The organism is Mycolicibacter algericus DSM 45454 (assembly GCF_002086455.1).
In the GTDB taxonomy this organism is placed as follows: Bacteria; Actinomycetota; Actinomycetes; order Mycobacteriales; family Mycobacteriaceae; genus Mycobacterium; species Mycobacterium algericum.
On sequence record NZ_MVHC01000036.1, the window covers coordinates 1 to 22,913 of the forward strand.

The window sequence follows — 22,913 nt, forward strand, 5'->3', positions numbered from 1 at the left end:
AGTGCCCAACCAGAGCCTCCGCGTCCAGCAATTCCCGATCCGGCCCCTCCACACCCTGCACCAGGCCATTCTCCCAGCTCAGAACAGACCACCACCGAGGCGCGCCGATTATTCAGCGGCCTCCTAGTGCCGGCCCGTGCCGTTGAGCCTGTCGAGCACCAATCGCAGCACCCGCACCGCACCATCCTTGTCCAACGGGTCGTTGCCGTTGCCACACTTGGGCGACTGCACGCATGACGGGCAGCCGTGCGGGCATTCACAGCCTTCGATCGTCTCGAGGGTGGCGGCCAGCCAGGTGGCCGCCGAGCGGAACCCCCGCTGGGCGAACCCCGCGCCGCCCGGGTAGCCGTCGTAGACGAACACGCTGGGCAGCGCGCCCAGTGAGCCCGGGCCCAGCGCCATGGACAGTCCGCCGATGTCGCCGCGGTCGCAGCTGGCGACCAGCGGTAGCAACCCGATCGCCGCGTGCTCGGCGGCGTGCAACGCCCCCGGTATCCGCGCTTCGGTGATGCCACAGTCGGCCAACGCCTCGGCGGTTACGGTGTAGACCACCGCGGTGGTCGGCAGCGTCGCCGGTGGCAGCTCCAGCTCGACGAAGTCCAGCACCTCTCCGGTCGGTAGCCGCCGCAGGTAGCCGACGATCTGGCGGGTCACCGTGACCGGCATCAGTCCGAGGCTGACCGGCCCGAACCACGCGCGTTCGCCGTCACCGGTCACCGCTATGTCGGTGATCTCCCGGGCGAACGTCGCGTAACCGGGATCCTCGGCGTGCACGAAGGCGATCCGACGTTCGGTGTCCAGCGAATCGACCAGGTAACTCTCGCCCTGATGCAGATACACCGCCCCGGTGTGCACGGTGGCCGGCGCCCGCCCGGCATCGACGTTGCCCAGTAACCGGCCGGTGTCGGCTTCCACGATCACCACCTGCCCGCCGGCAGCGCCCCGGATGTCGACCTCATGATGCGGGTCGAGCCCGGGCGCGGGGAAATACTTCTCAGAGCGCCGGCGCAGCAGGCCGTTGTCGACCAGGTTCTCGGCGACCCGCTCGGCGCCCAGTTGCGCCACCTCGGCCACCGTCAGCGGCAGCTCAGTGGCCGCGCACAGCAGCTGCGGCCCCAGCACATACGGGTTGGCTGGGTCGATCACGACCTGTTCGATCGGTTTGTCGAGCAGCGCCGCGGGGTGATGCACCAGGTAACTGTCCAGCGGGTCGTCGCGGGCGATCAGCACGATCAACGCGGTCTGACCGCGCCGGCCGGATCGGCCGGCCTGCTGCCAGAACGACGTCACGGTGCCGGGAAAACCGGCGATCACCACCGCGTCCAGCCCGGCGATGTCCACCCCGAGCTCCAGCGCGTTGGTGGTGGCCAGCCCGTACAGCTCGCCGTCGGCCAGCGCACGTTCCAGCCCCCGGCGGTCCTCGGCCAGATAACCCGCCCGGTAGGAGGCGACCTTGTCGGCCAGCGCCGGGGCGACCGATTCCAGCCGGGTGCGGGCGGCCAGCGCGGTCAGTTCGGCGCCGCGGCGCGAGCGGACGAAGGTCAGCGTGCGCGCGCCCTCGGCGATCAGGTCGGCCATCACCCGGGCCGCCTCGGTGCCCGCAGCACGGCGCACCGGCGCGCCGTTCTCCCCGGTCATGTCGCCGCGCAGCGCGGGTTCCCACAGCGCCACCGTGCGGGCGCCGTGCGGCGAGCCGTCCTGGGTGACCTCGGCGACGGGCTGCCCGATCAGAGCCGACGCGCTGGCCCCCGGTGCCGCCGTGGTGGCGCTGGCGAAGATCACCGTCGGCCCCGGCGCACCGGGCGCTGTGTAGCGGGCGCACAACCGCAGCAGCCGCCGCAGCACCATCGCCACATGTGAGCCGAAGACGCCCCGGTAGTAGTGGCATTCGTCGACGATCACGAAGCGCAGCCCGCGCAGGAACACCGCCCAGCGGGCATGGTTGCGCAGCAGTGACAGATGGATCATGTCCGGGTTGGAGAACACCCAGCGGGACCGTTCCCGGGCGAACCGGCGCAGCTCGGCGGGGCTGTCGCCGTCGTAGGCGATCGGCGCCACGGCAGCGGCTGCCTCGCTCAACCGCGGCACCGCCGCGGTCAGCGTGTGCGCGGTGCGCAGCTGGTCGTGGCCCAGCGCCTTGGTCGGCGACAGGTACAGCGCCCGGGCACGCGGGTCGGCCGCCAGCGCCGCCATGACCGGAAGTTGATAGGCCAGCGACTTTCCCGACGCCGTACCGGTGCCGATCACCACATGACGCCCGGTGTGTGCCAGTTCGGCGGCGGCCAGCTGATGCGACCACGGCGTCTCGATCCCGCGCCCGGTGAAGGCGCCGACGACGTCGTCGCCGGCCCAGTCCGGCCAGGCGCCCGCTTGCCCCGGCGACGCCGGCAGGTCGGCTACGTGGCGCAGCGGATCTTCGCCCGGTTCGATGCCGGCGAGCGCGGCGGCCAGCAATTCACCGCCGAAATTCACCGTCATTCATCCTGTCCTCAGTCCTGCACAGAAAGTCCGCCGCCGTATTGTTCACCCTCCGACCGGCATTTTGGGCACCGCAGTCTGTCCTCGGCGCGACGAACGTGGTTGACTGATGGGCGGTCGTAGCTTCTGTGTTCGTGTCAAGCCTTCGCAGGATCTGTGGTTGCGGCCGCAGTGCCCGCGGGGGATGGGTCGGTGGCAGCATCGACCGACCGCCAGGGTACGGCGGCCGGAACAGGCCCGGGGCAGCGAAAGGCGGTGCCCCGAACAACGGTGCTATGCACCGGGCAAGAAGAGTAAGGAAAGATCGACAGATGCCACAGGGAACTGTGAAGTGGTTCAACGCGGAGAAGGGCTTCGGCTTTATCGCGCCTGAAGACGGGTCAGCGGACGTGTTTGTCCACTACACGGAGATCCAAGGGTCCGGCTTTCGCACCCTCGAGGAGAATCAGCGAGTGGAGTTCGAGGTCGGGCAGAGCCCCAAGGGCCCGCAGGCCACCGGCGTCCGCGCCGTCTAAGCAACGGGATTCGGCGACACCCCCCGGGCAGCTCCCACCAACGGAGCAAAGCCGGGGGGTTTCGTTAATGGGCGGGTCGGGCAGGATGAGCCGACCCGGACGCCGCTGGGGATGCTGGACCGGCTTACTGTCGGTTACGTGAGCCAGCTTTCCTTTTTTTCGGCAGAGTCGGTGCCGCCCAGCGTCGCCGACCTCGCCGGGGTGCTGGCCGGCCCGGGACAGATCGTCGTCATGGGCGCCGAGGCGCGGCTGTCGGTCGTGGTCGATGCGCAGTGGCGGGCGGTGGCGCTGGCCGAGCTGATCACCGAGGCCGGGTTGCTGCCGGAGATCACCCGCACCGAGGAGGACACCCCGCTGGTGCGGACGGCAGTGGATTCGCGGCTGCGCGCGCTGGCGCAGGCCTGGACGCGAGGAGCGGTGAAGACCGTGCCGCCGCAATGGGTTCCGGGCCCGCGGGAACTGCGGGCGTGGACGCTGGCGGCCGGCGCCGCAGAAGCCGACCGGTATCTGCTCGGTCTGGATCCGCACGCGCCCGACACCTTCGCGCCGCTGGCCTCGGCCCTGATGCGGGTCGGGATAGCGCCCACCTTGATCGGCACCCGCGGCAGCCACCCGGCGTTGCGGATCACCGGCCGCCGCAGGCTTGCACGCCTGGTGGAAAATGTCGGGGAATCACCGCCCGTTCCCGAGGCGTTGACCCAATGGCCGCGTGTCGAGGCACCGATCCCGGGCCATCGAGGCCAGCTTTGAGAGAATTCCGTGCTGGACGTCGGTTTGCGTCGGCACGGCTGTGAGTGTGAGATTGTCAGTTGTCCACCGGCGGCGCGGCGTGCAGGTGCGGACAAGAAGTGGAGCGTAAGCGCAGTTGGCTGACTCTAAGACGGTGAGCGCCTGCAACGGCGATAAGACACCCGTGCGGCGACTCGTCATAGTCGAGTCGCCCACCAAGGCGCGGAAAATCGCCGGTTACCTGGGCAGTGGCTACGTCGTCGAGTCCTCCCGAGGCCATATCCGGGACCTGCCGCGCAACGCCGGCGACGTGCCGGCGAAGTACAAGACCGAGCCGTGGGCGCGCCTCGGAGTGAACGTCGATGCTGAGTTCGAGCCGCTCTACATCGTCAGCCCCGACAAGAAGAGCACCGTCACCGAACTCAAGGGCCTGCTCAAAGACGTCGACGAGCTCTATCTGGCCACCGATGGTGACCGGGAGGGCGAGGCGATCGCCTGGCACCTGCTGGAGACCCTCAAGCCGCGCGTGCCGGTCAAGCGGATGGTGTTCCACGAGATCACCGAACCGGCGATCCGCAACGCCGCCGAGAACCCCCGCGACCTGGACATCGACCTGGTCGACGCGCAAGAAACCCGGCGCGTCCTGGACCGGCTCTACGGCTACGAGGTCAGCCCCGTGCTGTGGAAGAAGGTCGCACCGAAGCTGTCGGCGGGCCGTGTCCAGTCGGTGGCCACCCGCATCATCGTGCAGCGCGAACGCGAGCGGATGGCGTTCCGCAGTGCCTCCTACTGGGACGTGGTGGCCCAGCTGGACGCCAGCGTCTCCGACCCGGGCGCCGCCCCGCCCACCTTCACCGCCCGACTGGTCGCCGTCGACGAGCTGCGGGTGGCCAGCGGACGCGACTTCGACTCGCTGGGCACGCTGCGCAAACCCGACGAGGTGCGGGTGCTCGACGAGGCGGCGGCCACCGCGCTGGCGGCCGGGCTGGCGGGCGCGTCGCTGTCGGTGACCTCGGTGGAGGAGAAGCCCTACACCCGGCGGCCCTACGCGCCGTTCATGACCTCGACGTTGCAGCAGGAAGCGGGCCGCAAGCTGCGGTTCTCCGCCGAACGGACGATGAGCATCGCCCAGCGGCTCTACGAGAACGGCTACATCACCTACATGCGTACCGACTCGACGACGCTGTCGGCCAGCGCCATCGATGCCGCGCGCACCCAGGCGCGTCAGCTCTACGGCGAGGAATACGTCTCGCCGACGCCGCGGCAGTACACCCGCAAGGTCAAGAACGCCCAGGAGGCCCACGAGGCGATCCGGCCGGCCGGTGAGACGTTCGCCACCCCCGACGCGGTGCGCAACGAGCTGGGCAGCGACGAGTTCCGGCTCTACGAGTTGATCTGGCAGCGCACGGTGGCCTCGCAGATGGCCGACGCCCGCGGCACCACGCTGAGCCTGCGTATCGGTGGCCGCTCGGGTTCGCAGCAGGTCACCTTCGCCGCCAGCGGGCGCACCATCACCTTCGCCGGGTTCCTCAAGGCCTACGTCGAGACCGTCGACGAGTTGGCCGGCGGTGAAGCCGACGACGCCGAGCGCCGGCTGCCGCAGCTGACCCAGGGCCAGCGGGTGGATGCCGCCGAGGCCACCCCGGACGGGCACTCCACCAACCCGCCGGCCCGTTACACCGAGGCCTCGCTGGTCAAGTCGCTCGAGGAGTTGGGCATCGGACGGCCCTCGACCTACTCGTCGATCATCAAGACCATCCAGGACCGCGGCTACGTCTACAAGAAGGGCAGCGCGCTGGTCCCGACCTGGGTGGCGTTCGCCGTCATCGGTCTGCTCGAACAGCACTTCGGCCGGCTGGTCGACTACGACTTCACCGCGGCGATGGAGGACGAACTCGACGGCATCGCCGCCGGGCGGCAGCGCCGCACCGACTGGCTGCACAACTTCTACTTCGGCGGCGACTACGGCGTGGAGGGTTCGATAGCCCGGGCCGGGGGCCTCAAGAAGCTGGTCGGGGTCAACCTGGAGGGCATCGACGCCCGCGAGATCAACTCGATCAAGTTGTTCGACGACGAGCAGGGCCGGCCGGTGTATGTCCGGGTCGGCAAGAACGGCCCGTACCTGGAGCGCATGGTCGCCGGCGACGACGGCGAGCCGACGCCGCAGCGCGCCAATCTCGACGATTCGCTGCCGCCCGATGAACTGACCCTGGCGCTGGCCGAGGAACGCTTCGCCACCCCGCAGGAGGGCCGGCCGCTGGGCATCGACCCGGAGACCGGGCACGAGATCGTCGCCAAGGACGGCCGCTACGGCCCCTACGTCACCGAGATCCTGCCGCCGCCGGACGACGAGTCGGGCACCACCGCCAAGAAGGGCAAGAAGCCGACCGGGCCCAAGCCGCGCACCGGATCATTGCTGCGCAGCATGGATCTGCAGACGGTGACCCTCGAGGACGCACTCAAGCTGCTGTCGTTGCCGCGGGTGGTCGGCGTCGACCCCGGCTCCGGCGACGAGATCACCGCCCAGAACGGCCGCTACGGCCCGTATCTGAAGCGCGGCACCGACTCTCGGTCACTGGCCAGCGAGGAGCAGATCTTCGAGATCACCCTCGAAGAGGCGCTCAAGATCTACGCCGAGCCGAAACGCCGTGGCCGCCAAGCGGCTGCCGCGCCGCCGCTGCGTGAACTGGGCGCCGACCCGGCGACCGGCAAGCCGATGGTGATCAAGGACGGCCGGTTCGGGCCGTACGTCACCGACGGCGAGACCAACGCCAGCCTGCGCAAGGGCGACGAGGTGGCGTCGATCACCGACGAGCGGGCCGCGGAACTGCTCGCCGATCGGCGGGCCAAGGGGCCGGTGAAAAAAAAGGCTGCCAAGAAGACCACCCGCAAGGCACCGGCCAAGAAAGCCACCAAGCGCTGAGTCAGTCCGCCGCGGCCGGGGTCCCGGCGTTCTCGGACGAGACCGCATCGGTGCCCGCAATCTTCAACGGCCGCGCTAACTGAGTGGAGCCGGCGCGCCCGCGCAACTCGACGATCTCGCCGACCTCCCAGCACAACGCCTCCGAGTCGACCGCGCCGCTGACCGCTACTGCCGAAGCCAGCACGTGGCCCTCCTCCAGCTTGGCCAGCTCGGTCAGCCGGGCGGCCTCGTTGACCGGGTCGCCGATCACGGTGTACTCGAAGCGGGCGCGGGCGCCGATGTGGCCGGCGATGGCCCGCCCGGCGGAGACGCCGATGCCGAACTCCTCCGAACCCAGCACCGGCAGCAGCCCGTCGTGCAGTTCGCGGGCCGCCGCCAACGCGGCGCTGCAGGCATCGGGGTGCTCGATCGGGGCGCCGAAGATCGCCAGCGCCGCGTCACCCTGGAACTTGTTGACGAAACCACCGTGCCGTCCGACGGCCTCGACCACCACCCGGAAGAACTCGTTGAGTAGGTTGACGACTTCACTGGGCGGCCGGGTCGATGCGAGCTCGGTGGATCCCACCAGGTCGACGAAGAGCACCGCGACGTCGCGCTCCTGGCCGCCCAGTTCGGTGCCGCGTTCCAGGGCGCGGCGCGCCACGTCCTCGCCGACGTAGCGCCCGAACAGGTCCCGCAGCCGTTGCCGCTCAGCCAGATCGCGCACCATGTCGTTGAAGCCGGCCTGCAGCAGCCCGAGCTCGCTGGCGTCGTAGATCTGCATGTGGGCGTTGTAGTTACCGCGCTGCACTTCCCCGAGCGCCCAGCGCAGCTGGCGCAGCGGATCGGCGATCGACATCGACACCAGCGCGGTGCCGGCCAGCCCGATGAGCAGTGCGGCCAGCGCCATGAACAGGATCGGGGTGAACAGTTTGTCGGCCGAGGCGTCGAGCAACGACGTCTTGGCGGCCACCACCGACAGCACGATCGCCAGCAGCGGCACGCCGGTCGACAGCAGCCAGGTCAGCAGCTGACGCAGCAGCACCCCGGGCGCCCGCAGGTTCTCCGGCACCCCACCGCGCAGCGCGGCGACCGCTACCGGCCGCAGCACCCGCTCGGACTGCAGGTAGCCGATGATCGCGGTGGCGGCAGCCCCCAGCGCGGTGGCGGTGACCACCACCGGCAGCACATCGTGGGTCACCGGCCAGCTGGCGGCGATGAACACCACCCCGCCCACCGTCCAGTAGCTGATGCTGATCAGCGAGCGGTAGAACGGCATCCGCAGCGCCCGGGACCGGGCCAGTTCGGTGTCGGCGGGGTCGGCCTCGGTGTCGGGCTCGGCCAGCATCGCCTCGCGGCGTTGCCAGCGGAACACCGGCATCAGCAACGAGGTGCTGATCGTGAAGCCGAGGACGAACAGGCACCACAAGGTGACGGCGAAGACCACCAGGTTGACGCGCGGCAGATCCTGCAGGTTGATCCGGTCCTCGATCGGCAGACCGAACCGCAGGAAGCCGAACACGAACAGCGAGCCGATGATGTCGGCCTGCAACATGCTCAGCGTGAACACCGGCCACGGCGTGCGCACCACCCAGCGGACGAATCGGCTGATCCGCCCGCCCAAGCTCGTGGTACTCACCAGGACACCGTATCCGGCGGGATGGGCAAAGCCAGAGTCCCAATGTCTTGCCCGACCGCTACTGTGACCGATGATGTCCGGGGTTTTCGCACGTTTGGTGGGCCAACAGCCGGTGGAGGCCGAGTTGCTGGCGGCAGCCCGCGCGTCGCGCTATGACGCTGCTCACAGCGCGCGTACCGCCGGAGGTATGTCACACGCCTGGCTGATCACCGGGCCGCCGGGATCGGGCCGCTCGATCGCGGCGGTGTGCTTCGCGGCGGCGCTGCAGTGCACCGCCGACGACGCCGACGGCGGTCCCGGTTGCGGGAACTGCCGGGCCTGCACCACCACGATGGCCGGCACCCATGCCGATGTCCGACGAGTGGTGCCCGAGGGGTTGTCCATCGGCGTCGACGAGATGCGGGCCATCGTGCAGGTCGCGTCCCGGCGTCCCGGAACCGGCCGGTGGCAGATCGTGGTGATCGAGGACGCCGACCGGCTCACCGAGGGCGCGGCGAACGCGCTGCTCAAGGTCGTCGAGGAGCCGCCGCCGTCGACGGTGTTCCTGCTGTGCGCCCCGTCGGTCGACCCGGAGGACATCGCGATCACTTTGCGGTCCCGGTGCCGGCATGTGGCGCTGGTGACGCCGCCGCCTGCGGCGATCGCCCAGGTGCTGATCGACACCGACGGGCTCGACGACGAGACGGCCGCCTGGGCGGCGGCGGTCAGCGGCGGCCACGTCGGCCGGGCCCGGCGGCTGGCCACCGACGCGGAGGCCCGTCAGCGGCGGCAGCGAGCGCTGGCGCTGGCCCGCGACTCGGCCACCCCGTCCCGGGCGTTCAGCGCGGTCGACGAACTGGTGGCCGCGGCCGAGTCCGAGGCCCGTGACCTGACCGCCGATCGGGCCGAGGCCGAGACCGAGGAACTGCGCACCGCGCTGGGGGCCGGCGGCACCGGCAAGGGCACCGCCGGGACACTGCGGGGCACCGCCGGGGTGATCAAAGACCTGGAGCGCCGGCAGAATTCCCGTCACAAGCGGGCCTCGCGCGACGCGCTGGACCGGGCCCTGATCGACCTGGCCAGCTATTTCCGCGACGCCCTGCTGGTCGCCACCGCGTCGGCCGGCGCCGCGCGGCCCTACCATCCCGACATGGCCGATGCCGCCGCGGCGATGGCCGACCACGCGCCGGCGGATGCGCTGTTGCGCTGCATCGAAGCGGTGCTGGAATGCCGCGACGCGCTGGGGACCAATGTCAAACCCCGGTTCGCCGTCGGGGCCATGGTCGCCACCATCGGTCAGGCGCTGCGGGCCGGCCTGTAAACTCGGCTGGTCCCGGTCTCGGTCGGGGCACGCCGCCTTAGCTCAGTCGGTAGAGCGATTCACTCGTAATGAATAGGTCAGGAGTTCGATTCTCCTAGGCGGCTCCAAACATGCAGGTCAGGCGGGGTAATCACCCCGCCTGTTGCTCTTTAGCGGCCTGTAGGGCGCGGATAGGGCGCGAATACTCGTCCAGGGCGGCGGTGTAGTCGGGCACCGTCACGGACCGCTCCACGTAGTGGCGCCGGGTGATCTCGCTGCTGCTGTGTCCGGCCTGCCGGGCTGCGGCTTCCAGCCCCATCGACCGTTCCACCGCGGTGACGACGGACTTGCGGATTGAGTGCGGGACAACCCACTTGAAGTCTTCGCCGCGGATCGCCCGCCAGTGGGTGCGGACGTTGGCCTCCGACTGGTGGGTGCCGCGGCGGGTCGGGAACACTGGAGTGAAGGGGATTCCCAGGGCCCGTTGCTCGCGGAGTGCCGCCGCTCCGAATTCCGGGATGGTGACGGTGTACGAGTCGCCGCCGGCCTTTCGTCCGTCCACCCGGTGGGACTTCTTGTCGAGCCGGTGGCCGATGTACACAGTGACGGGACCGTCACCATCGAGACCGTGGATGTCCTCCCAGGTCAGTGCGAGCACTTCGCCGATGCGGGCGCCGGTGGCCAGCAGCACGTCGAAGATGCGCAGCCGGTCATAGCCGCGGGCCGGTCCCAGCTTCGATCCACCGCCCTGCCACTTCACGATCCTGCGCCGCATCTCCACGGCGTCGTCGGGGGTGAGGGCGCGCGGCTTGGGCGCCGATCGCGGCGGGGTGTAGGCGGCGGCGACGGGGGAGTAGTCCAGCGCTCCGTAGGCGACGGCCATCTTGCACGCCTGGGACAGCACGGTGCGGGCGTCGCGGGCGGCGCTGACGGGCGTGCAGGAACGCAGGTACCGGTCGACGCGCTGCGTGGTCAGTTCGCGCAGTCGGACGGCCCGCAGCGCGGGGATCAGAATCTTGTCGATCACGCGCTCGTAGCCGTCCAGCGTGTCCTCGGTTTTGCGCGGCCTGGCGCCGTTGGTGCGGGCCAGGGCGGTGTCGGCCCGGCAGGTGGCGATCCAGTGGGTGAGCAGATCCGCGACGGTGGATTCCGGGGTCAGTTCGTCGTCGGTGCCGGCGGGGCCGCGGCGACGGTCCTTCAACGCGCCGCGCAGCTTGGCCTTGGCCTTCGCTTCGGTGGCGGCCACGGCCTTGACCTCGCGGGTCACGCCGTCGCGGTCGCGAAAACGGGCGCGGGCTTTCCACCGTCCGTTGGCCAGCAGTTGCGTGTTGATGTCGCCGAACGTCCCGATCTCCAGCCGCGGCCTACCCATCGCCATCCCCCTGCGTGGCGGACTCGACCATTTCATGCTGCGTCGCGGCGAGCAGTTCGGCGATGACGTGGCGGGCCTCCCGGCCGCGCTTTTGCGGCGTCGCTCCGGCACCGGCACGGGCATCGCGTTCTTCACTGCCCATGCGCCCGTACAGATTTCGCGCGGTCGTGACGATGTGTGTCTCCGACCCGGGCCCGAGTTCGGCTGCGACCCGGTCCTCGACTTGCCCCCAGCCGGGCTCGTCCCGTGGGTCGGGGAGCGGTGCGGCGGAGCGAGGGCCTTGTACCGGCTGCCCGGACAGCGCGGAGCGCAGCAGCTTGATGCCGCGATCCTTCGATGCTTCCGGCAGTAGGTCGGCGAGCCGAACCGGGTGCCCGGACAGCTGGTGCAAGGCCAACGCCACGGCATACATCGACGCCAGATCCGGTGTGCCATCGCCGGATTCGACCTGACCGAGCCGGGCGCGCGTCCACCGCACACCGGTGGCCGTGCGAGAGATAGCGCGGGCCAGCTGGTCCTGGGTGGCGCCCGCTACCTCGCGCAACACCCGGACTTGTGCCCCAAACGCCCGGCCGAAACCATCGAACATACCACAGATGTTAACACTACTTGCATCCGACGCGTACCTGTGGCATTCTTTCAGTAGATAGCAATACTTGCATCTGTTGCAGAAAGGTCCCTCGATGTACATTCCGACCCCGGCGCAAGCGGCCGAGCAGATCCGAAGTAAGACAGCGGTCAACCTGACCGTGGCGGCCGTGGCGCTCGACGTATCCCACTCCACGGCCAGCCGCCGCGTCGCCGACGGCACATTTCCGGTGCCGTTCATCCGGATGGGCGCGCGGGTGATCGTGCCCACTCCACCTTTGCGAAAACTACTCCGTATCGTCGCCGAGACCGATGCCGCTTGACTCTATGGGCGACCCAGGCGTCGATGATTAGGTCTGCATTCCGGCGGTTACGATCCGGGGATCGTCAGCCGAGTTGGCTGCTACCCACCCCAAGGGCCGACAGTGATCAGCGAGTCCGAATCGACATCGATGACGTCGAAAACGACGCTATGACGCAGGTCGGTGTCGCGGTCGAAGGGGTCAGCGATACCAAGCACGAGCGGGGACGCTCTATACAGCACCTTGTTTGTCGGGGGAACGAGCTTCGCGTCCTCGGGGTGTACACGCCCCTTGATGATGCATACCCCCGCCAGTTGCACGCCTCCGCTGCCGAACTCGCCATACGCGGTGCCGGTCGTAACCCAGCGGGGATTCAGGGGCATGATGATCCGCACCCGTTGGCGCTGGATGTAGACATGCGGATCCTTGTTCAAGTCACCGGTCAACGGCACGGGGTTCTGGGGCGCGGGTCCATTGCGCGTGCGAAACCAGGTGTCGAAAACGAACAGGTCGCCGGTGTCGAGCGAACGGAGGGAAAAGTCTCGTGTGAAGCGCTTACATGGCAAGTTCAGCGCGGAAAAGCCGCGAAGAAGCGCCTGGCGCTTCTCGACCGCGCCAATCGCGCCGTAGGTGCTCGAGGCTGGTAGCACGGGGAGATCACCTGTCGCGGTCCGGCTGAGCATGAGTTCGGCAATGCGTTCCAGGTTGGCGTAATGCACCTCGACGAGCCGGGGAAGCCAGGGACCGCTGCGTGACTGTGGCGTGGTTTCGACTGGATGGGCGTTCTGAGAGTGCTGCCTCTTCCTGGTTTCCTGCCAGGCGTCGCGGTGAAGTCGCTTCAGCTGCTCATTCGGGGGGAGGTTGGTGAGCAGCTGAACGAGCACCGCGAAGTGTCTGTAGTCGTGGGGGACCGCCCGGCCACGGAACCATTCGCTCAGCGCCGAGTCGGACAGCTCGACTTTGTACTTCTTACTGGCCTGCGCTACGAGCGACTTCAGGGTTGGTTTGCCCTTGGCCTGCCGCATGGCCGCCAACTCTTCTCCCAGCCGTTGGCGGGCCGTTGACGGCGTCTTCATGTAACCCTCCTTGACCACGTGAGGCGGCCAGCCAGACAGATGTTCCGCCCGCCGGAATTCCGGCGCACCTCGCCTGACCTGCTGGAATCTCCAGTTTACCGCTGCTGTGGGTACCGGATTGGCTTGCGGTCAGCGAGAACGGTTATCGGCGTGCTCTACGCGCGCTTCGTCCGGATGAGAGGGAAGTGATGGCTGCGCCTGATCAACACCAAACGCCAATTGAGCTGATCCGGGTTGTCCTGCTCGGTGACCACCGGACCGCGGAGCGGATCGAGATGCTCGAGGACATTGCTGCACAACACGATGTGGACATCGCCGCCGTCTACTCGTTCGAGCCAGGAGAGGCAGCTGGCTGCCACGAGCTGGCCGAAATCGATGCACTTGTGTCTGCACTCGGGAGTGCGATCACGATCAGGCTGCCCATCTGGATGCCTTACCCGTGCGAGGACCTCGGACTCGAGCAGCACTTCCGCCGGCTCGGCCTCGTGCTCCAGCGTCACGGCCTGAACTTGCTCACCGGTGCCGACCTGACGCCGTGCCCGACCGGAGGTGGCATGTCGGAGATCGACTTCGCCCTGCGTGCCGAAGTGTGGGCCGTCGACAACCTCGACGGCGCAGCGCTCGCTGTGGCCGGGGCGCAAACCCTCGGGCGTGCGATTGAAGACGCCTTGGCCGCCGCCGCGCCGCGCGGTAACCAGGACGACTCCGAAGCGCCAGCGAAAGAAGCACGCCGACGGCCGGTCTGGCCCAACGAGGAAGCGGTGAAAGTGGTGGCCACGGAAACCGGAATGGAAATCGAGGTCAGTCCGCTACCTACTCTCCCAGCGCCGCACGCGCCGTGGGCGCAACGCGAACCGGTGCTGAGGCGCTACGCCATGTGGCTGACCCGCAACTGCGGGCTCACCCAGGCCGCTGCCGCGCAGTGCCTCAATCCCACGGGACACCGCACCCCACAGGGCTGCCTGTGGCGACAGGCGACCGTGTCTGCGCTGCTTAACGGTCGATACGGCCGCGCACCCGGGAGCGCCCCTCGTTGAGGCCTGAGGCGGATCTAGTGATCGGCACGGCGTCTTCGCCCGGCGTCCGTCCTCAAGTTTTCGTTAGTGATTGCTTGACAACTAGTTTTCAGGCTGTGATGATCGACATCATGATTTGGCAAGGAATTCGGATGACAACTGGAAGTGGCTCAAATGCGTACTAAGGGGCTTAAGGCTCGAACGGTTCACCTTGTCGACCTCGAAAACGTGGTCGGGAGCGGCCACGTAACGGAGCTAGCTGCTCGGCGTGTCCGTGCTGTCTACATGGGCACCGGTGTCGTGGCACCCGACGACCATGTGATCGTGGGCGTCAGCCACCACAATCTGTTGGCAGCGGGGTACGGCTGGCCTGATGCCGGGCTTCGGGTTCGGTCGGGCGCAGATGGTGCCGACCTTGTCTTGCAGGAGGTTATGACGACCGAGAACCTCGAGGGGCGGTTCGGTGCTGCGATACTCGTGACGGGTGACGGCGGGTTTGCACATTCGGTGGCGGCGTTGACCGGCCGCGGCCTGCCTCTGGGTGTGATCGCACCAAAGGGCCGTCTGTCTGCCGCTCTGAGACTTGCCGCTTCTGCCGCCCGCGAGATCGCCTTCACTCCCGGCGTCAACACATCGTGGAGTGCATGATGGCGACGCCTAGCACCCGAATGACAGTCAGCGACATCGCCGAGTTGGCCGGCGTCCAGCGGTCCACGGTGAGCAACTGGCAGCGGCGCCATGATGAGTTCCCCAAACCCCTACCAGATTCACCGCCCGGGCGCCCACAGTTCGACGCCTCGACCGTGCAGGCATGGCTGACAAGCAGAGGATTCGAGCCGGCAGGCGACGACCGCGCATCTGAGCTGGTACGCACCTGGCGGTACATGGTCAACCACGTGGATTATGCGGCAGGGGACGAGCCCTTGGTCATTTTCATTGCGGCCATCACGGGGCTTCTCCCCGAATACGGGGCGAGCTCAGACGAGCGTTACCCCGTAGCCATCAGCGTCCCCGATCTCGACACCACCGTCTACGCCACCCGGTCGCAAGCAGACGCCATCCAGCACTTCCTAGCGACTGAACTCGCCGGTGTCGATAAAGCGGAACTCATCGAAGCTGCTTCCCGAGACTTTGACGAACAGATCAGGTGGCGACGCGGTCCTGAAACCGCTGAAGCCGAGCGGAATTTACACAATCTGTTGGCCGAGCTTGTGCACGACGAAACGAGGGCAGTCCTTGACTTCGCCTGCGGTACAGGGGCTCTGCTGACCGCAACCGCGAGGAAACGCCCCCAGTCGAAGTATGTCGGTGTGACACCCGGCCTTGTGGAACACTTTATTGCACAGGCCCGCTTAGAGTGCTATGCGGATGCCGGTGTAGAGCACTCCGACATCCTCGAGGTTGATGCGCTCGCCGGTCGCACATTCGACGCCGTCGTGAGCATTCCACCGTTCGGGATCAGGATTGATAGCAAGAACGACCGCCTGCGTCGCCTGCCCTTTGGCCCCGTCCGCGGTACGGCCGACGCTGCTTGGCCGCAACTCGCTGTTCAAGCTCTTGGAGCGGACGGCGAAGCATTTCTTGTCCTTCCGCACAACCTTGCCACCTCCGACCGCGCTGATCGGATGCGACGGGGACTAATTCAGCTAGGAGCGCTCGCAGCGATCGTTACTTTGCCACCGAACGCGAACCCCGACAGTAAGACCTTGTGCGATTTGTGGATCCTGTCAAAACGTCAGGCATCCGGCGCCGACATCTTGTTCGTGGATTACTCCGCGGGCGACGCCACAGACGTCAAGGACTACGCACTCTTGGCAAGTGCGTTGTGCGACTGGATCGATGACGGTCCGCTCGAATCGTCAGAACGTCTCCCAGAAGGCGATCCCCGGTTCGTGCCGATAAGCCCGATCAAGCTACTCGGTCAGACGGTCACGCTGGATCCTCTGTTTTGGTGCGCACGTGCCGCATCGCCCACATCAGCACCCGAACTCATTGATGCGGTCGAGCAAGCCGCCGCCGCGCTAGACGGCGCTCGCCACACCCTGATCGCCGCCGATACGCCACCTTGCCTGCTGGTACCCGACCAACAGGCCCTGATAACGATTCGCGCGGCCCGCGGCGATGGCCTGCTCGACATCGTTCGCCGTGGCATTCCCCCCCAAGGAGGCCGGGACGCATCCGATAACCGGATTGAACGTCCGATACTTCGGGTGGCCGACGTCGAAGCGATGTGGCGTGGCGAACCAGTTGAATACGACGTCGACTCGAAGTTCGGCAGAGATCCGTTTACGCATCTCCAATTTGTTCGACACGGTGACGTACTCGTGTGGGTGACACCGGATCGCCAGATCCGCGCAACAGTGTGCACGGTGTCCGGCCTTGCTCCGTCGGGCTCCATCACCGCCTTGCGTTGCAATCCGGAGGAGCTAGATCCTGTCTACCTTGCCTTGACCCTGGCTGCCGGCCACAACGCCATGCACATCACCGGCTCAAACCTCCCTGGCCTACGCGGGCTCGATCTGTCCTTTCCGTTGATTTCGATCGACCGCCAGCGGCAACTAGCCCACTACGCACAAACCGCACAACAGGTCATGACCGCGGCGCGGAATGTTGCCGCCGCCGCGGAAGCATTTCAGCAAGCACTCGCCGATGCTGCAGGTTCTGGTTCAGTCGCGATCGCCACGGAAGCTGGCGATCAATGACGGGTTCTAGAATCGGTGCGCTCGGCGGGCGCACGCGGCGGATCGCCCCGGATCACCCGAGGCTGCGACCGCTGGGTAGCGGTCTGCAAACAACGGTCAGTGTCACACCGCCTGGGTACGGTCATTACATGGTGGCGTCGGCAACTGACGGCTCGATTGTCGGGCTAAGGCGCTGCACAAATGCGACCGCTGGGCCCAACAATCCCCCTAGGTTTCGGTTGACGATGGTGTGCCGGATACAGGTTCCCTGCCGGGGTGTGGACACGTGACCCAGGTGGCGGCCAACCGTATTCCACTCACCAGCTTGCTGCTTCCCGAAACATCCGACGCAGGGTTGGACGGCCTGGCGTTCAGCACATTCATCGACGGAGCGGTTTCGGTGCCGGTATCTTCGGTCGACCAACTGCTGGTCGCATTCAGTCGGCATCTGATTTGCAAGTTCCCCGCGGGCGGTATGGCCGTCGTGCAGCTTCCGCGTGCCCGCCACCGGATCGCGGTCACGCTGGCCATCTGCATGCACCTCCTGCGGCTGAAAGAGGGGCTGCTCGCCGGGCCCGTCGTGCTCGCCGCGCTCGACGTCGACATGACCGAGCAGCTCCGGACGCTGCGGATGCGCAACTACAGCAGTATCGCCCTTAGTCGGGACAACCCGCTGTCGGCGCAACGGCTCACTCGCAGCGGAGAGCTCGCTCCACTGGTCGGCTCTACACCCGGAACCACCAATAGCTCTTTTATCTACTTCAGCACCCGCGTCGGCAACCCGCAGCTGCGATGCAACCCGCCGCTGGTCGTCATCGACGCGACCTCGATCACCAACCCGAACAGCCGCGCACGCATGCTGGCCTGGGCATCGAACCACTCAGCCGCCGCGACGGTCGTCGTCGGCGACATCGGCGACGAGTCCATCGTGCAGACCGTGACCGCTGCCGGTCACGCACCGCTCATACTGCCGGTGACCAATGCCGAAGTGGCCGCTCTCGTCTACGACCGTGGTCGCCAGGACCCTGCGTCGAGCCCACTGTCGAGCATGTGGCTGTTGTGGCAGGAGGGGTTTCCGCCGCTCAGCATTCACCGGGCCGGCGACGCTGAGCTGAACGCCGCGATCGCCGCCGCGTTCGCCTGCCTGGCGACGCGGCCTGACGGGTCTATGCCACCGGCGCTTGACTACCCGTCCAAGCTGCTCAATGCTGGCACCCGCTTGGCCGCCAGGGTGCTCGACTACCGCAGAGCCTGCGCGATGGCGAACCGGCCCGGGGAGGGACCAGAGCCCCTCCGGCGAATGCTCAAGCGCCTGGACTTCAGCGGGCCCGGGCACTGGAGAGCATGGGGCGTCGCCCGCTGGGGTGAGCTCAAGGTCGCGGTCGAGACTTTGTGGCGCCAACTCGACGAGTGCAATCCGAAGCTCTCCTTGCTGTGGGACATGCTCGACCGTGCCGACCGCAGTGGCGTCGGTCAGATTCTGATCCGATGTCATAGCAAGGCCGCAGCGGTCGCTACGAAGGCTTCCCTCATTGGTGAGGGACGGACCGAGGCGCAGATCGCGCTGTGGGAGCGGGTCGATGCACGAGTCGAAGTCACCACGTTCGCGACGCGGTACCCGCCGGGCTACGCCGAGATACAGATTCTCACGGGCAATCCGCCGCCATGGCACTTTTCGCTGCTGTTTAGCGCCGAGGCGTCTGCGACCTGGCTGCTGGCCTACGACGCAGAACGCGCGACCCTCCGTCGTCAGCTACGCCGATGGCAAGACAACATCGGTGCGTGGCGGCGGACCACGTTCCAAGCGCTCGGTGCGTCGGAGCCCGCAAGTGTCGCTAGTCCGCTACGCGAAGAGGAGCCTGAATCCGCGACCAGTGATCCACCCGAGTTGCGCCTGCCCGGTCTGTCGATTCTTGATGTGATTAACCGTGCCGGCGCGGCAATGGATTCGCCGTCGATCATCGGCGCAGCACCGTGCAGCTGGCAAAGCTCTGGGACCACCCGCACTTGTGTCCCCGTCAAGGTCGACGACGGCCGGACCTGGTGGGTACCCGACGAGGAGGACGGCGACGGCGGTCTGGCGACACCCGTACTCGTCGTCACCGCCGCCGGCCAGAAGTACCTACCCCTGCGCGAGGTCTCCGTTGGTGACGTGATTATTGTCCCGGCTGGCGAGGGCACGGAATCCGTGCACGCACGCTTGGTTGCAGTCAGCCATACCAACGACGAAGTTGCTTCGCTTGACGCGATCCTCGAGCAGTTTCGCAACGCCGCCCGCAAGGTACTGCGGGCGAGCCAGACGCAGCGGGCGGCGATAGCGGCGGTCCACGATGCTGGCGCGCGCGCGGCGGGTCAACTCAGTCTTTGGGCGAGCGGCCGGACGATCGCCCCACGGTCACCCGGCGACATCGCTGCAGTCTTCCGCGCGGCGCAGCAGCCGGTCCCGGACCTCGAGCTGCTAAACAGTGTCGCTGGAACGCTGCGAAATCTGCACCGTTCGCTGGGGCGCTTCGTGACAGCGCTCGCGTCCGGCCGCCCTGACGCCGTGGAACAGCTCCGCCGCCTCGTAGGCGACAGTGCACAGGAACTCCTAGACGAGTTCGTTGCCGCCACGGTCACTGAAGTCGGCTCTCCCACAAAGGTGTCCGCCAATCTCGTAGGGCGGCTTCGATGATCCAGGTGCGTGTACTCGTCGACGAGGAGGCGTACGCTTTCTTGCAATCGCCACGACGCGGCGCACAACTGAATAGTCCTTGCATGACCCCCTTGGGGTTGGGCCGGCTCGCTTGCGATGCCGGTGTCCAACCAGATCTCACCCTTACTCAGAGGACGAAATGACAGCGACCGCCCCCCGTGGCTCAACCATCCCTATCCCGACTGCCGGTGATGAGCAGCGCCCGGCCAACCGGGCTGAGCAGATCTTGGTCCACCATGTCCTTGACGATTTGGTCGAGGCACTGACCGATCGCGCTGGCGGCGACCATCCTTTCCCGTGGTCCCCCGAGCAGAATGTCCGCGTCGGCGTGCTGGGCGTCACGATCGTCACGCCGCCACCGGCGGCGTCCACAGGAAGCGGACCATCCGCAGGTGGCGACGGTGGGGACGATAGCGCTGGCGCCGCGCCGACCGTCACCGCGGCCCCGGTCGAAAACCGCGGAGTGATCGGCTTGGACTTCGTAGTCAACGGCACCCCGGCAACCGTCGACCTCACCGTCGACGTCGACTACGCCATCTACCACCAGCTGCTGCCCGCCTTCGCCGAGGTATCTGCGGAGGCTGCCCGCCGAGCGGCTGCCACTGCCGGGAACCGCCGCCGTCGACCTACCGTGCCGCTCAACCCGACCTGGCGCCGCGACCAGCGGCACGTCACTGTGACCTTGTCGGTGCCGGTGACCGGCGACGAGCACACCGTCACGAGCGGCGAATTGGCCGGCGGATGCCCCCTGGCCATCGACGCGGCCACAGCTGTTGACGACCACTACGCCGGCCCAGCCGCGCTGCGGAAGCTCACCAACAACCAGACCCTCCCGGTAACTGCGGCGACCGGCACCGAGGCCGCGTTCCACCAAGCAGTCGCCGCCCGCCGCGATGCATCCTGGTCGCCAATCGCCCCCTTGCCCTCCCTGACTGTCTCGACTCTGCCAACCGTCGACGGGAACACCGCCGTGTCGGTGTCGATCACCAACGCGCTCAGGCTTGCGACACGCGATCTGCAAGATCTGTCTCTTTACGACACGAGGATGTCGGTGACCGTCAACGCGCCTGCGTTGCTGCCGCGGCAGCTCGGCTTCGCCAACGACGACTGTCGCTACGCGACGCTCGCTACCGTCCGTGGTCGGGGACGCGGCTGCGCCGCCCGTGCCGGGGGCGCCCCCAACGTCATCTTCGCCGAGACCCTCCCGATCCACACCCAATACCACGCCGGCTCCGCTGAGCCGATTGACATCTCCTTCGGCAACCTTGCCGGCAATTGGGCCGCCACGCTGCCCGCGCTGGGCTCAGAGATGCGAGCCTTCCACCGCGGCTGGGATTTCAGTGCTGCCCGCAACGCCGAGGAACGGCGCCAGCTCGATGATCTCCGCAATCAGTTCGAAGCCGAGGTGAAGCGCTTCGAACTTGGGCTCGACCTGCTGCGCGCCGATGTGAACTTGGCCCGTGCGTTCGTGCTCGCAAACACCGCCTTCGCTGGGTCGCGCGGCCCAAGCGCACGATGGCGACTCTTCCAGCTGGTCTTCATCGTCTCCGAGCTCGCGGCTCTGGCTGGCCGTGAGAATCCAACCGACCCCGTCCTGCGTGGCGAGCTCGACGCCGTCGACGTGCTTTGGTTTCCCACTGGCGGAGGAAAAACCGAGGCCTACCTCGGGTTAATCGCCGTCGCCCTCTTCTACGACCGACTGCGTGGCAAGGAGCGCGGGACGAGCGCATGGCTGCTCTTCCCGCTGCGGATGCTCTCCGTGCAACAGCTGTCGCGTGTCAACGAGATCCTGCACCACGCCGAAGCGGCCCGTGCCACGGAGAACATTCAGGGGGATCCGTTCACTCTCGGCTACTTCGTTGGCGCAGGCAATACCCCGAATCGCCTCGCCTACCCCGACGCCCACGGCTGGTGGCCGGGTTTGATTGAATTCGCCGGGAAGTCTGAGCCGGAGCGGGACGCCAAGCGTCTCGTCGGTACCTGTCCGGCCTGCGGCCAGATGAACAGCATCGGCTTGAACTGCGACCTTGCCGATCAGCGGCTCCTGCACATCTGCCGTGCGTGCGGTCACACGCTGCCAATCCACGCCAGCGACGACGAAGTCACCCGCTACCAATCGTCGGTCATTGTGTCAACCGTCGACAAGATCTGCGCGTTCTCCCGCAACGGCCAACTCACCGCGATCAACCGCGGGCCCCGGATGAAGTGTCCTCAGCACGGCTGGTACACGCATAAGGGCTGCATCGCCAAGGACTGCTCGACAGACCCGGCGACGCACACGACGCCGATCGGTTTCAAGGATCCGACGCCCGCGCTATGGGTGCAAGACGAGCTTCACTTGGTTCGCGAAGAGCTCGGGGTGTTTGCCGCCCACTACCACACCTTGCTTGCTGAGCTCGCCCGCGGCGCCGGTAACGAACCCTCCAAGATCATCGCTGCCACCGCCACCATCGAGCAGTTTGAGGACCAGCTCTCCCAGGTCTACGGTCGCCGACCCCGTGTGTTCCCCACCGGCGGCGGCACACTGGAACGTTCCTTCTACACCACGCTCACCGACGACGTGCGACGCATCTATCTGGGTGTGCTCCCCGCCGGTAGCGGTACGGTCAAGGTCGACCTCGCCGGTGTCGTTACCGCCCACATCATCGAGCACATCCACCGCCTCACTGATGACCCTGCTCCGCTGCTCGCCACGATGGCCGCCGATGGTCTCACGCTCACAACCGCCGACGCGCAGTCGATGCTCTTCAACTACGAGTTGGCCCTTGCCTATGTCAACTCCAAAGCGCACGGCGTCGCCATCCTTGATGACCTGAACCGCTTGTCTGAGCGTCTCATCAGCTCCGGCACCGACCGGGTGAAGTCCGAGTACCTCACCGGCGAGACGTCGCTCGGGGAGCTCGCCGCCATCATCGCCGCGATCCAGGACTCCACAATCACGACCAGCCGACCGGACCGCATCCGCGGCATGGTAGGTACCTCGGTCGTGTCCCACGGCGTGGACCTCGACCGCCTCAACTTCGAGATCATCGCAGGCATGCCGCCCTCCTACGCCCAATACATTCAGGCAACTGCACGGGCTGGCCGTAGCCATGTCGGGTTAGTCGTCGACATCTTCGACAGGGCCAACCGCCGCGAGACATCGATGTATCAGAGCTTTTTCACCACCCACGCCGCCTTGGAGCGCATGGTCGAGCCGGTGCCGGTGAACCGGTTCGCGAGCCGTGCCGTCGAGCGGACCCTGCCCGGCATCGTCTGTGCGCTGCTGTGGGATGAGACGCGCAATGCCAGCTGGGGGACCGTCGAGGACATCGGCACAACCCGCCGGTTCCGGACCTGGTGGAACGCTCGAGCCGCCAACTTCTTGCCCCAGTTGACCGAACGCATCACTCGGGCGTACCGATGCCCAGTCGCGGATCCTGCCATGACAGCCGACGAGCAGCGGCTCGTCGATGACGCCCTACGTCGCTGGGATCAGATCGAACGGCCCCGCGTTCAGCAATGGCAGTCCGACTATCTGACCGATCTGTTCACCAGCCCCGCGATGACCAGCCTTCGCGACGTGGATCCCCCGGTCGAGTTCCGAGGCGGGAACCGCGCCGAGCAGATCATCTCCCGGCTCTACGCTTGAGAGGACTCCG

Annotated in this window: 15 protein-coding genes and 1 tRNA gene; 11 read left to right on the forward strand and 5 right to left on the reverse strand. The window is 67.2% G+C overall.

The features are described 5' to 3' along the window. Positions 1–123: 123 nt before the first annotated feature. Positions 124–2,478: a DEAD/DEAH box helicase gene (locus tag BST10_RS19965; protein ID WP_083040188.1), complete on the reverse strand. Its 2,355-nt coding sequence runs from the start codon at positions 2,476–2,478 to the stop codon at positions 124–126. Between the two features lie 311 nt (positions 2,479–2,789). Here BST10_RS19965 and BST10_RS19970 point away from each other — a divergent pair, with 311 nt between their 5' ends. The 3 genes from BST10_RS19970 to topA all read left to right on the forward strand — a co-directional run bounded on the left by BST10_RS19970 (position 2,790) and on the right by topA (position 6,645). After that, positions 2,790–2,993, forward strand: coding sequence for a cold-shock protein (locus BST10_RS19970; protein ID WP_005138711.1), 204 nt, complete (start codon positions 2,790–2,792; stop codon positions 2,991–2,993). Positions 2,994–3,131: 138 nt separating this feature from the next. Further along, on the forward strand, positions 3,132–3,743 hold the full coding sequence (locus BST10_RS19975) for a hypothetical protein (protein WP_083040218.1): 612 nt from the start codon (positions 3,132–3,134) through the stop codon (positions 3,741–3,743). Positions 3,744–3,858: 115 nt separating this feature from the next. Continuing rightward, on the forward strand, positions 3,859–6,645 hold the full coding sequence (gene topA / locus BST10_RS19980; protein WP_083040190.1) for a type I DNA topoisomerase: 2,787 nt from the start codon (positions 3,859–3,861) through the stop codon (positions 6,643–6,645). Between the two features lies 1 nt (position 6,646). Here topA and BST10_RS19985 read toward each other — a convergent pair whose 3' ends face one another. Further along, positions 6,647–8,335, reverse strand: coding sequence for an adenylate/guanylate cyclase domain-containing protein (locus tag BST10_RS19985; protein ID WP_205277490.1), 1,689 nt, complete (start codon positions 8,333–8,335; stop codon positions 6,647–6,649). 1 nt (position 8,336) lies between these two features. On the opposite strand from BST10_RS19985, the gene BST10_RS19990 reads away from it, so the two are divergent. Both BST10_RS19990 and BST10_RS19995 read left to right on the forward strand, forming a co-directional pair. Further along, positions 8,337–9,563: a DNA polymerase III subunit delta' gene (locus tag BST10_RS19990; RefSeq protein ID WP_205277489.1), complete on the forward strand. Its 1,227-nt coding sequence runs from the start codon at positions 8,337–8,339 to the stop codon at positions 9,561–9,563. Between the two features lie 31 nt (positions 9,564–9,594). Beyond that, a tRNA-Thr gene (locus BST10_RS19995) sits at positions 9,595–9,670 on the forward strand. Positions 9,671–9,693: 23 nt separating this feature from the next. Here BST10_RS19995 and BST10_RS20000 read toward each other — a convergent pair. Further along, on the reverse strand, positions 9,694–10,914 hold the full coding sequence (locus tag BST10_RS20000) for a tyrosine-type recombinase/integrase (RefSeq protein WP_133054454.1): 1,221 nt from the start codon (positions 10,912–10,914) through the stop codon (positions 9,694–9,696). Next, complete coding sequence (locus BST10_RS22740) at positions 10,907–11,503, reverse strand: helix-turn-helix transcriptional regulator (RefSeq protein WP_109559595.1); 597 nt, start codon at positions 11,501–11,503, stop codon at positions 10,907–10,909. The genes BST10_RS20000 and BST10_RS22740 overlap by 8 nt, the downstream gene beginning before the upstream one ends. Before the next feature lie 94 nt (positions 11,504–11,597). On the opposite strand from BST10_RS22740, the gene BST10_RS20005 reads away from it, so the two are divergent. Further along, positions 11,598–11,825: a hypothetical protein gene (locus BST10_RS20005; RefSeq protein ID WP_083040198.1), complete on the forward strand. Its 228-nt coding sequence runs from the start codon at positions 11,598–11,600 to the stop codon at positions 11,823–11,825. A gap of 80 nt (positions 11,826–11,905) precedes the next feature. Here BST10_RS20005 and BST10_RS20010 read toward each other — a convergent pair whose 3' ends face one another. Further along, on the reverse strand, positions 11,906–12,880 hold the full coding sequence (locus BST10_RS20010; RefSeq protein WP_133054455.1) for a hypothetical protein: 975 nt from the start codon (positions 12,878–12,880) through the stop codon (positions 11,906–11,908). Positions 12,881–13,068: 188 nt separating this feature from the next. On the opposite strand from BST10_RS20010, the gene BST10_RS20015 reads away from it, so the two are divergent. From BST10_RS20015 to BST10_RS20035, 5 genes are all read left to right on the forward strand, one after another. Further along, complete coding sequence (locus BST10_RS20015; RefSeq protein ID WP_083040202.1) at positions 13,069–13,917, forward strand: hypothetical protein; 849 nt, start codon at positions 13,069–13,071, stop codon at positions 13,915–13,917. 264 nt (positions 13,918–14,181) lie between these two features. Next, complete coding sequence (locus BST10_RS20020) at positions 14,182–14,544, forward strand: NYN domain-containing protein (protein ID WP_133054456.1); 363 nt, start codon at positions 14,182–14,184, stop codon at positions 14,542–14,544. Then, positions 14,541–16,598 carry an N-6 DNA methylase gene (locus BST10_RS20025; protein ID WP_133054457.1) on the forward strand — a complete coding sequence of 686 codons (2,058 nt, stop codon included), beginning with the start codon at positions 14,541–14,543 and terminating at the stop codon, positions 16,596–16,598. Before BST10_RS20020 ends, BST10_RS20025 begins: the two co-directional genes overlap by 4 nt. A gap of 265 nt (positions 16,599–16,863) precedes the next feature. Continuing rightward, positions 16,864–19,251: a DISARM anti-phage system protein DrmE domain-containing protein gene (locus BST10_RS20030; protein WP_083040209.1), complete on the forward strand. Its 2,388-nt coding sequence runs from the start codon at positions 16,864–16,866 to the stop codon at positions 19,249–19,251. A gap of 160 nt (positions 19,252–19,411) precedes the next feature. Then, entirely contained in the window at positions 19,412–22,903 is a 3,492-nt protein-coding gene (locus BST10_RS20035) for a DEAD/DEAH box helicase (RefSeq protein ID WP_083040211.1), read from the forward strand. The last annotated feature ends 10 nt before the right edge of the window (positions 22,904–22,913 follow it).

Bases quoted from the DNA above. Each gene is read 5' to 3' on its own strand.
- BST10_RS20000 (WP_133054454.1), bottom strand. From the start codon at position 10,914: ATGGGTAGGCCGCGGCTGGAGATCGGGACGTTCGGCGACATCAACACG.
- BST10_RS19970 (WP_005138711.1), top strand. From the start codon at position 2,790: ATGCCACAGGGAACTGTGAAGTGGTTCAACGCGGAGAAGGGCTTCGGC.
- BST10_RS19990 (WP_205277489.1), top strand. From the start codon at position 8,337: ATGTCCGGGGTTTTCGCACGTTTGGTGGGCCAACAGCCGGTGGAGGCC.
- BST10_RS20005 (WP_083040198.1), top strand. From the start codon at position 11,598: ATGTACATTCCGACCCCGGCGCAAGCGGCCGAGCAGATCCGAAGTAAG.
- BST10_RS22740 (WP_109559595.1), bottom strand. From the start codon at position 11,503: ATGTTCGATGGTTTCGGCCGGGCGTTTGGGGCACAAGTCCGGGTGTTG.
- BST10_RS19965 (WP_083040188.1), bottom strand. From the start codon at position 2,478: ATGACGGTGAATTTCGGCGGTGAATTGCTGGCCGCCGCGCTCGCCGGC.
- BST10_RS20035 (WP_083040211.1), top strand. From the start codon at position 19,412: ATGACAGCGACCGCCCCCCGTGGCTCAACCATCCCTATCCCGACTGCC.
- BST10_RS20010 (WP_133054455.1), bottom strand. From the start codon at position 12,880: ATGAAGACGCCGTCAACGGCCCGCCAACGGCTGGGAGAAGAGTTGGCG.
- BST10_RS20020 (WP_133054456.1), top strand. From the start codon at position 14,182: ATGGGCACCGGTGTCGTGGCACCCGACGACCATGTGATCGTGGGCGTC.
- BST10_RS20025 (WP_133054457.1), top strand. From the start codon at position 14,541: ATGATGGCGACGCCTAGCACCCGAATGACAGTCAGCGACATCGCCGAG.
- BST10_RS20015 (WP_083040202.1), top strand. From the start codon at position 13,069: ATGGCTGCGCCTGATCAACACCAAACGCCAATTGAGCTGATCCGGGTT.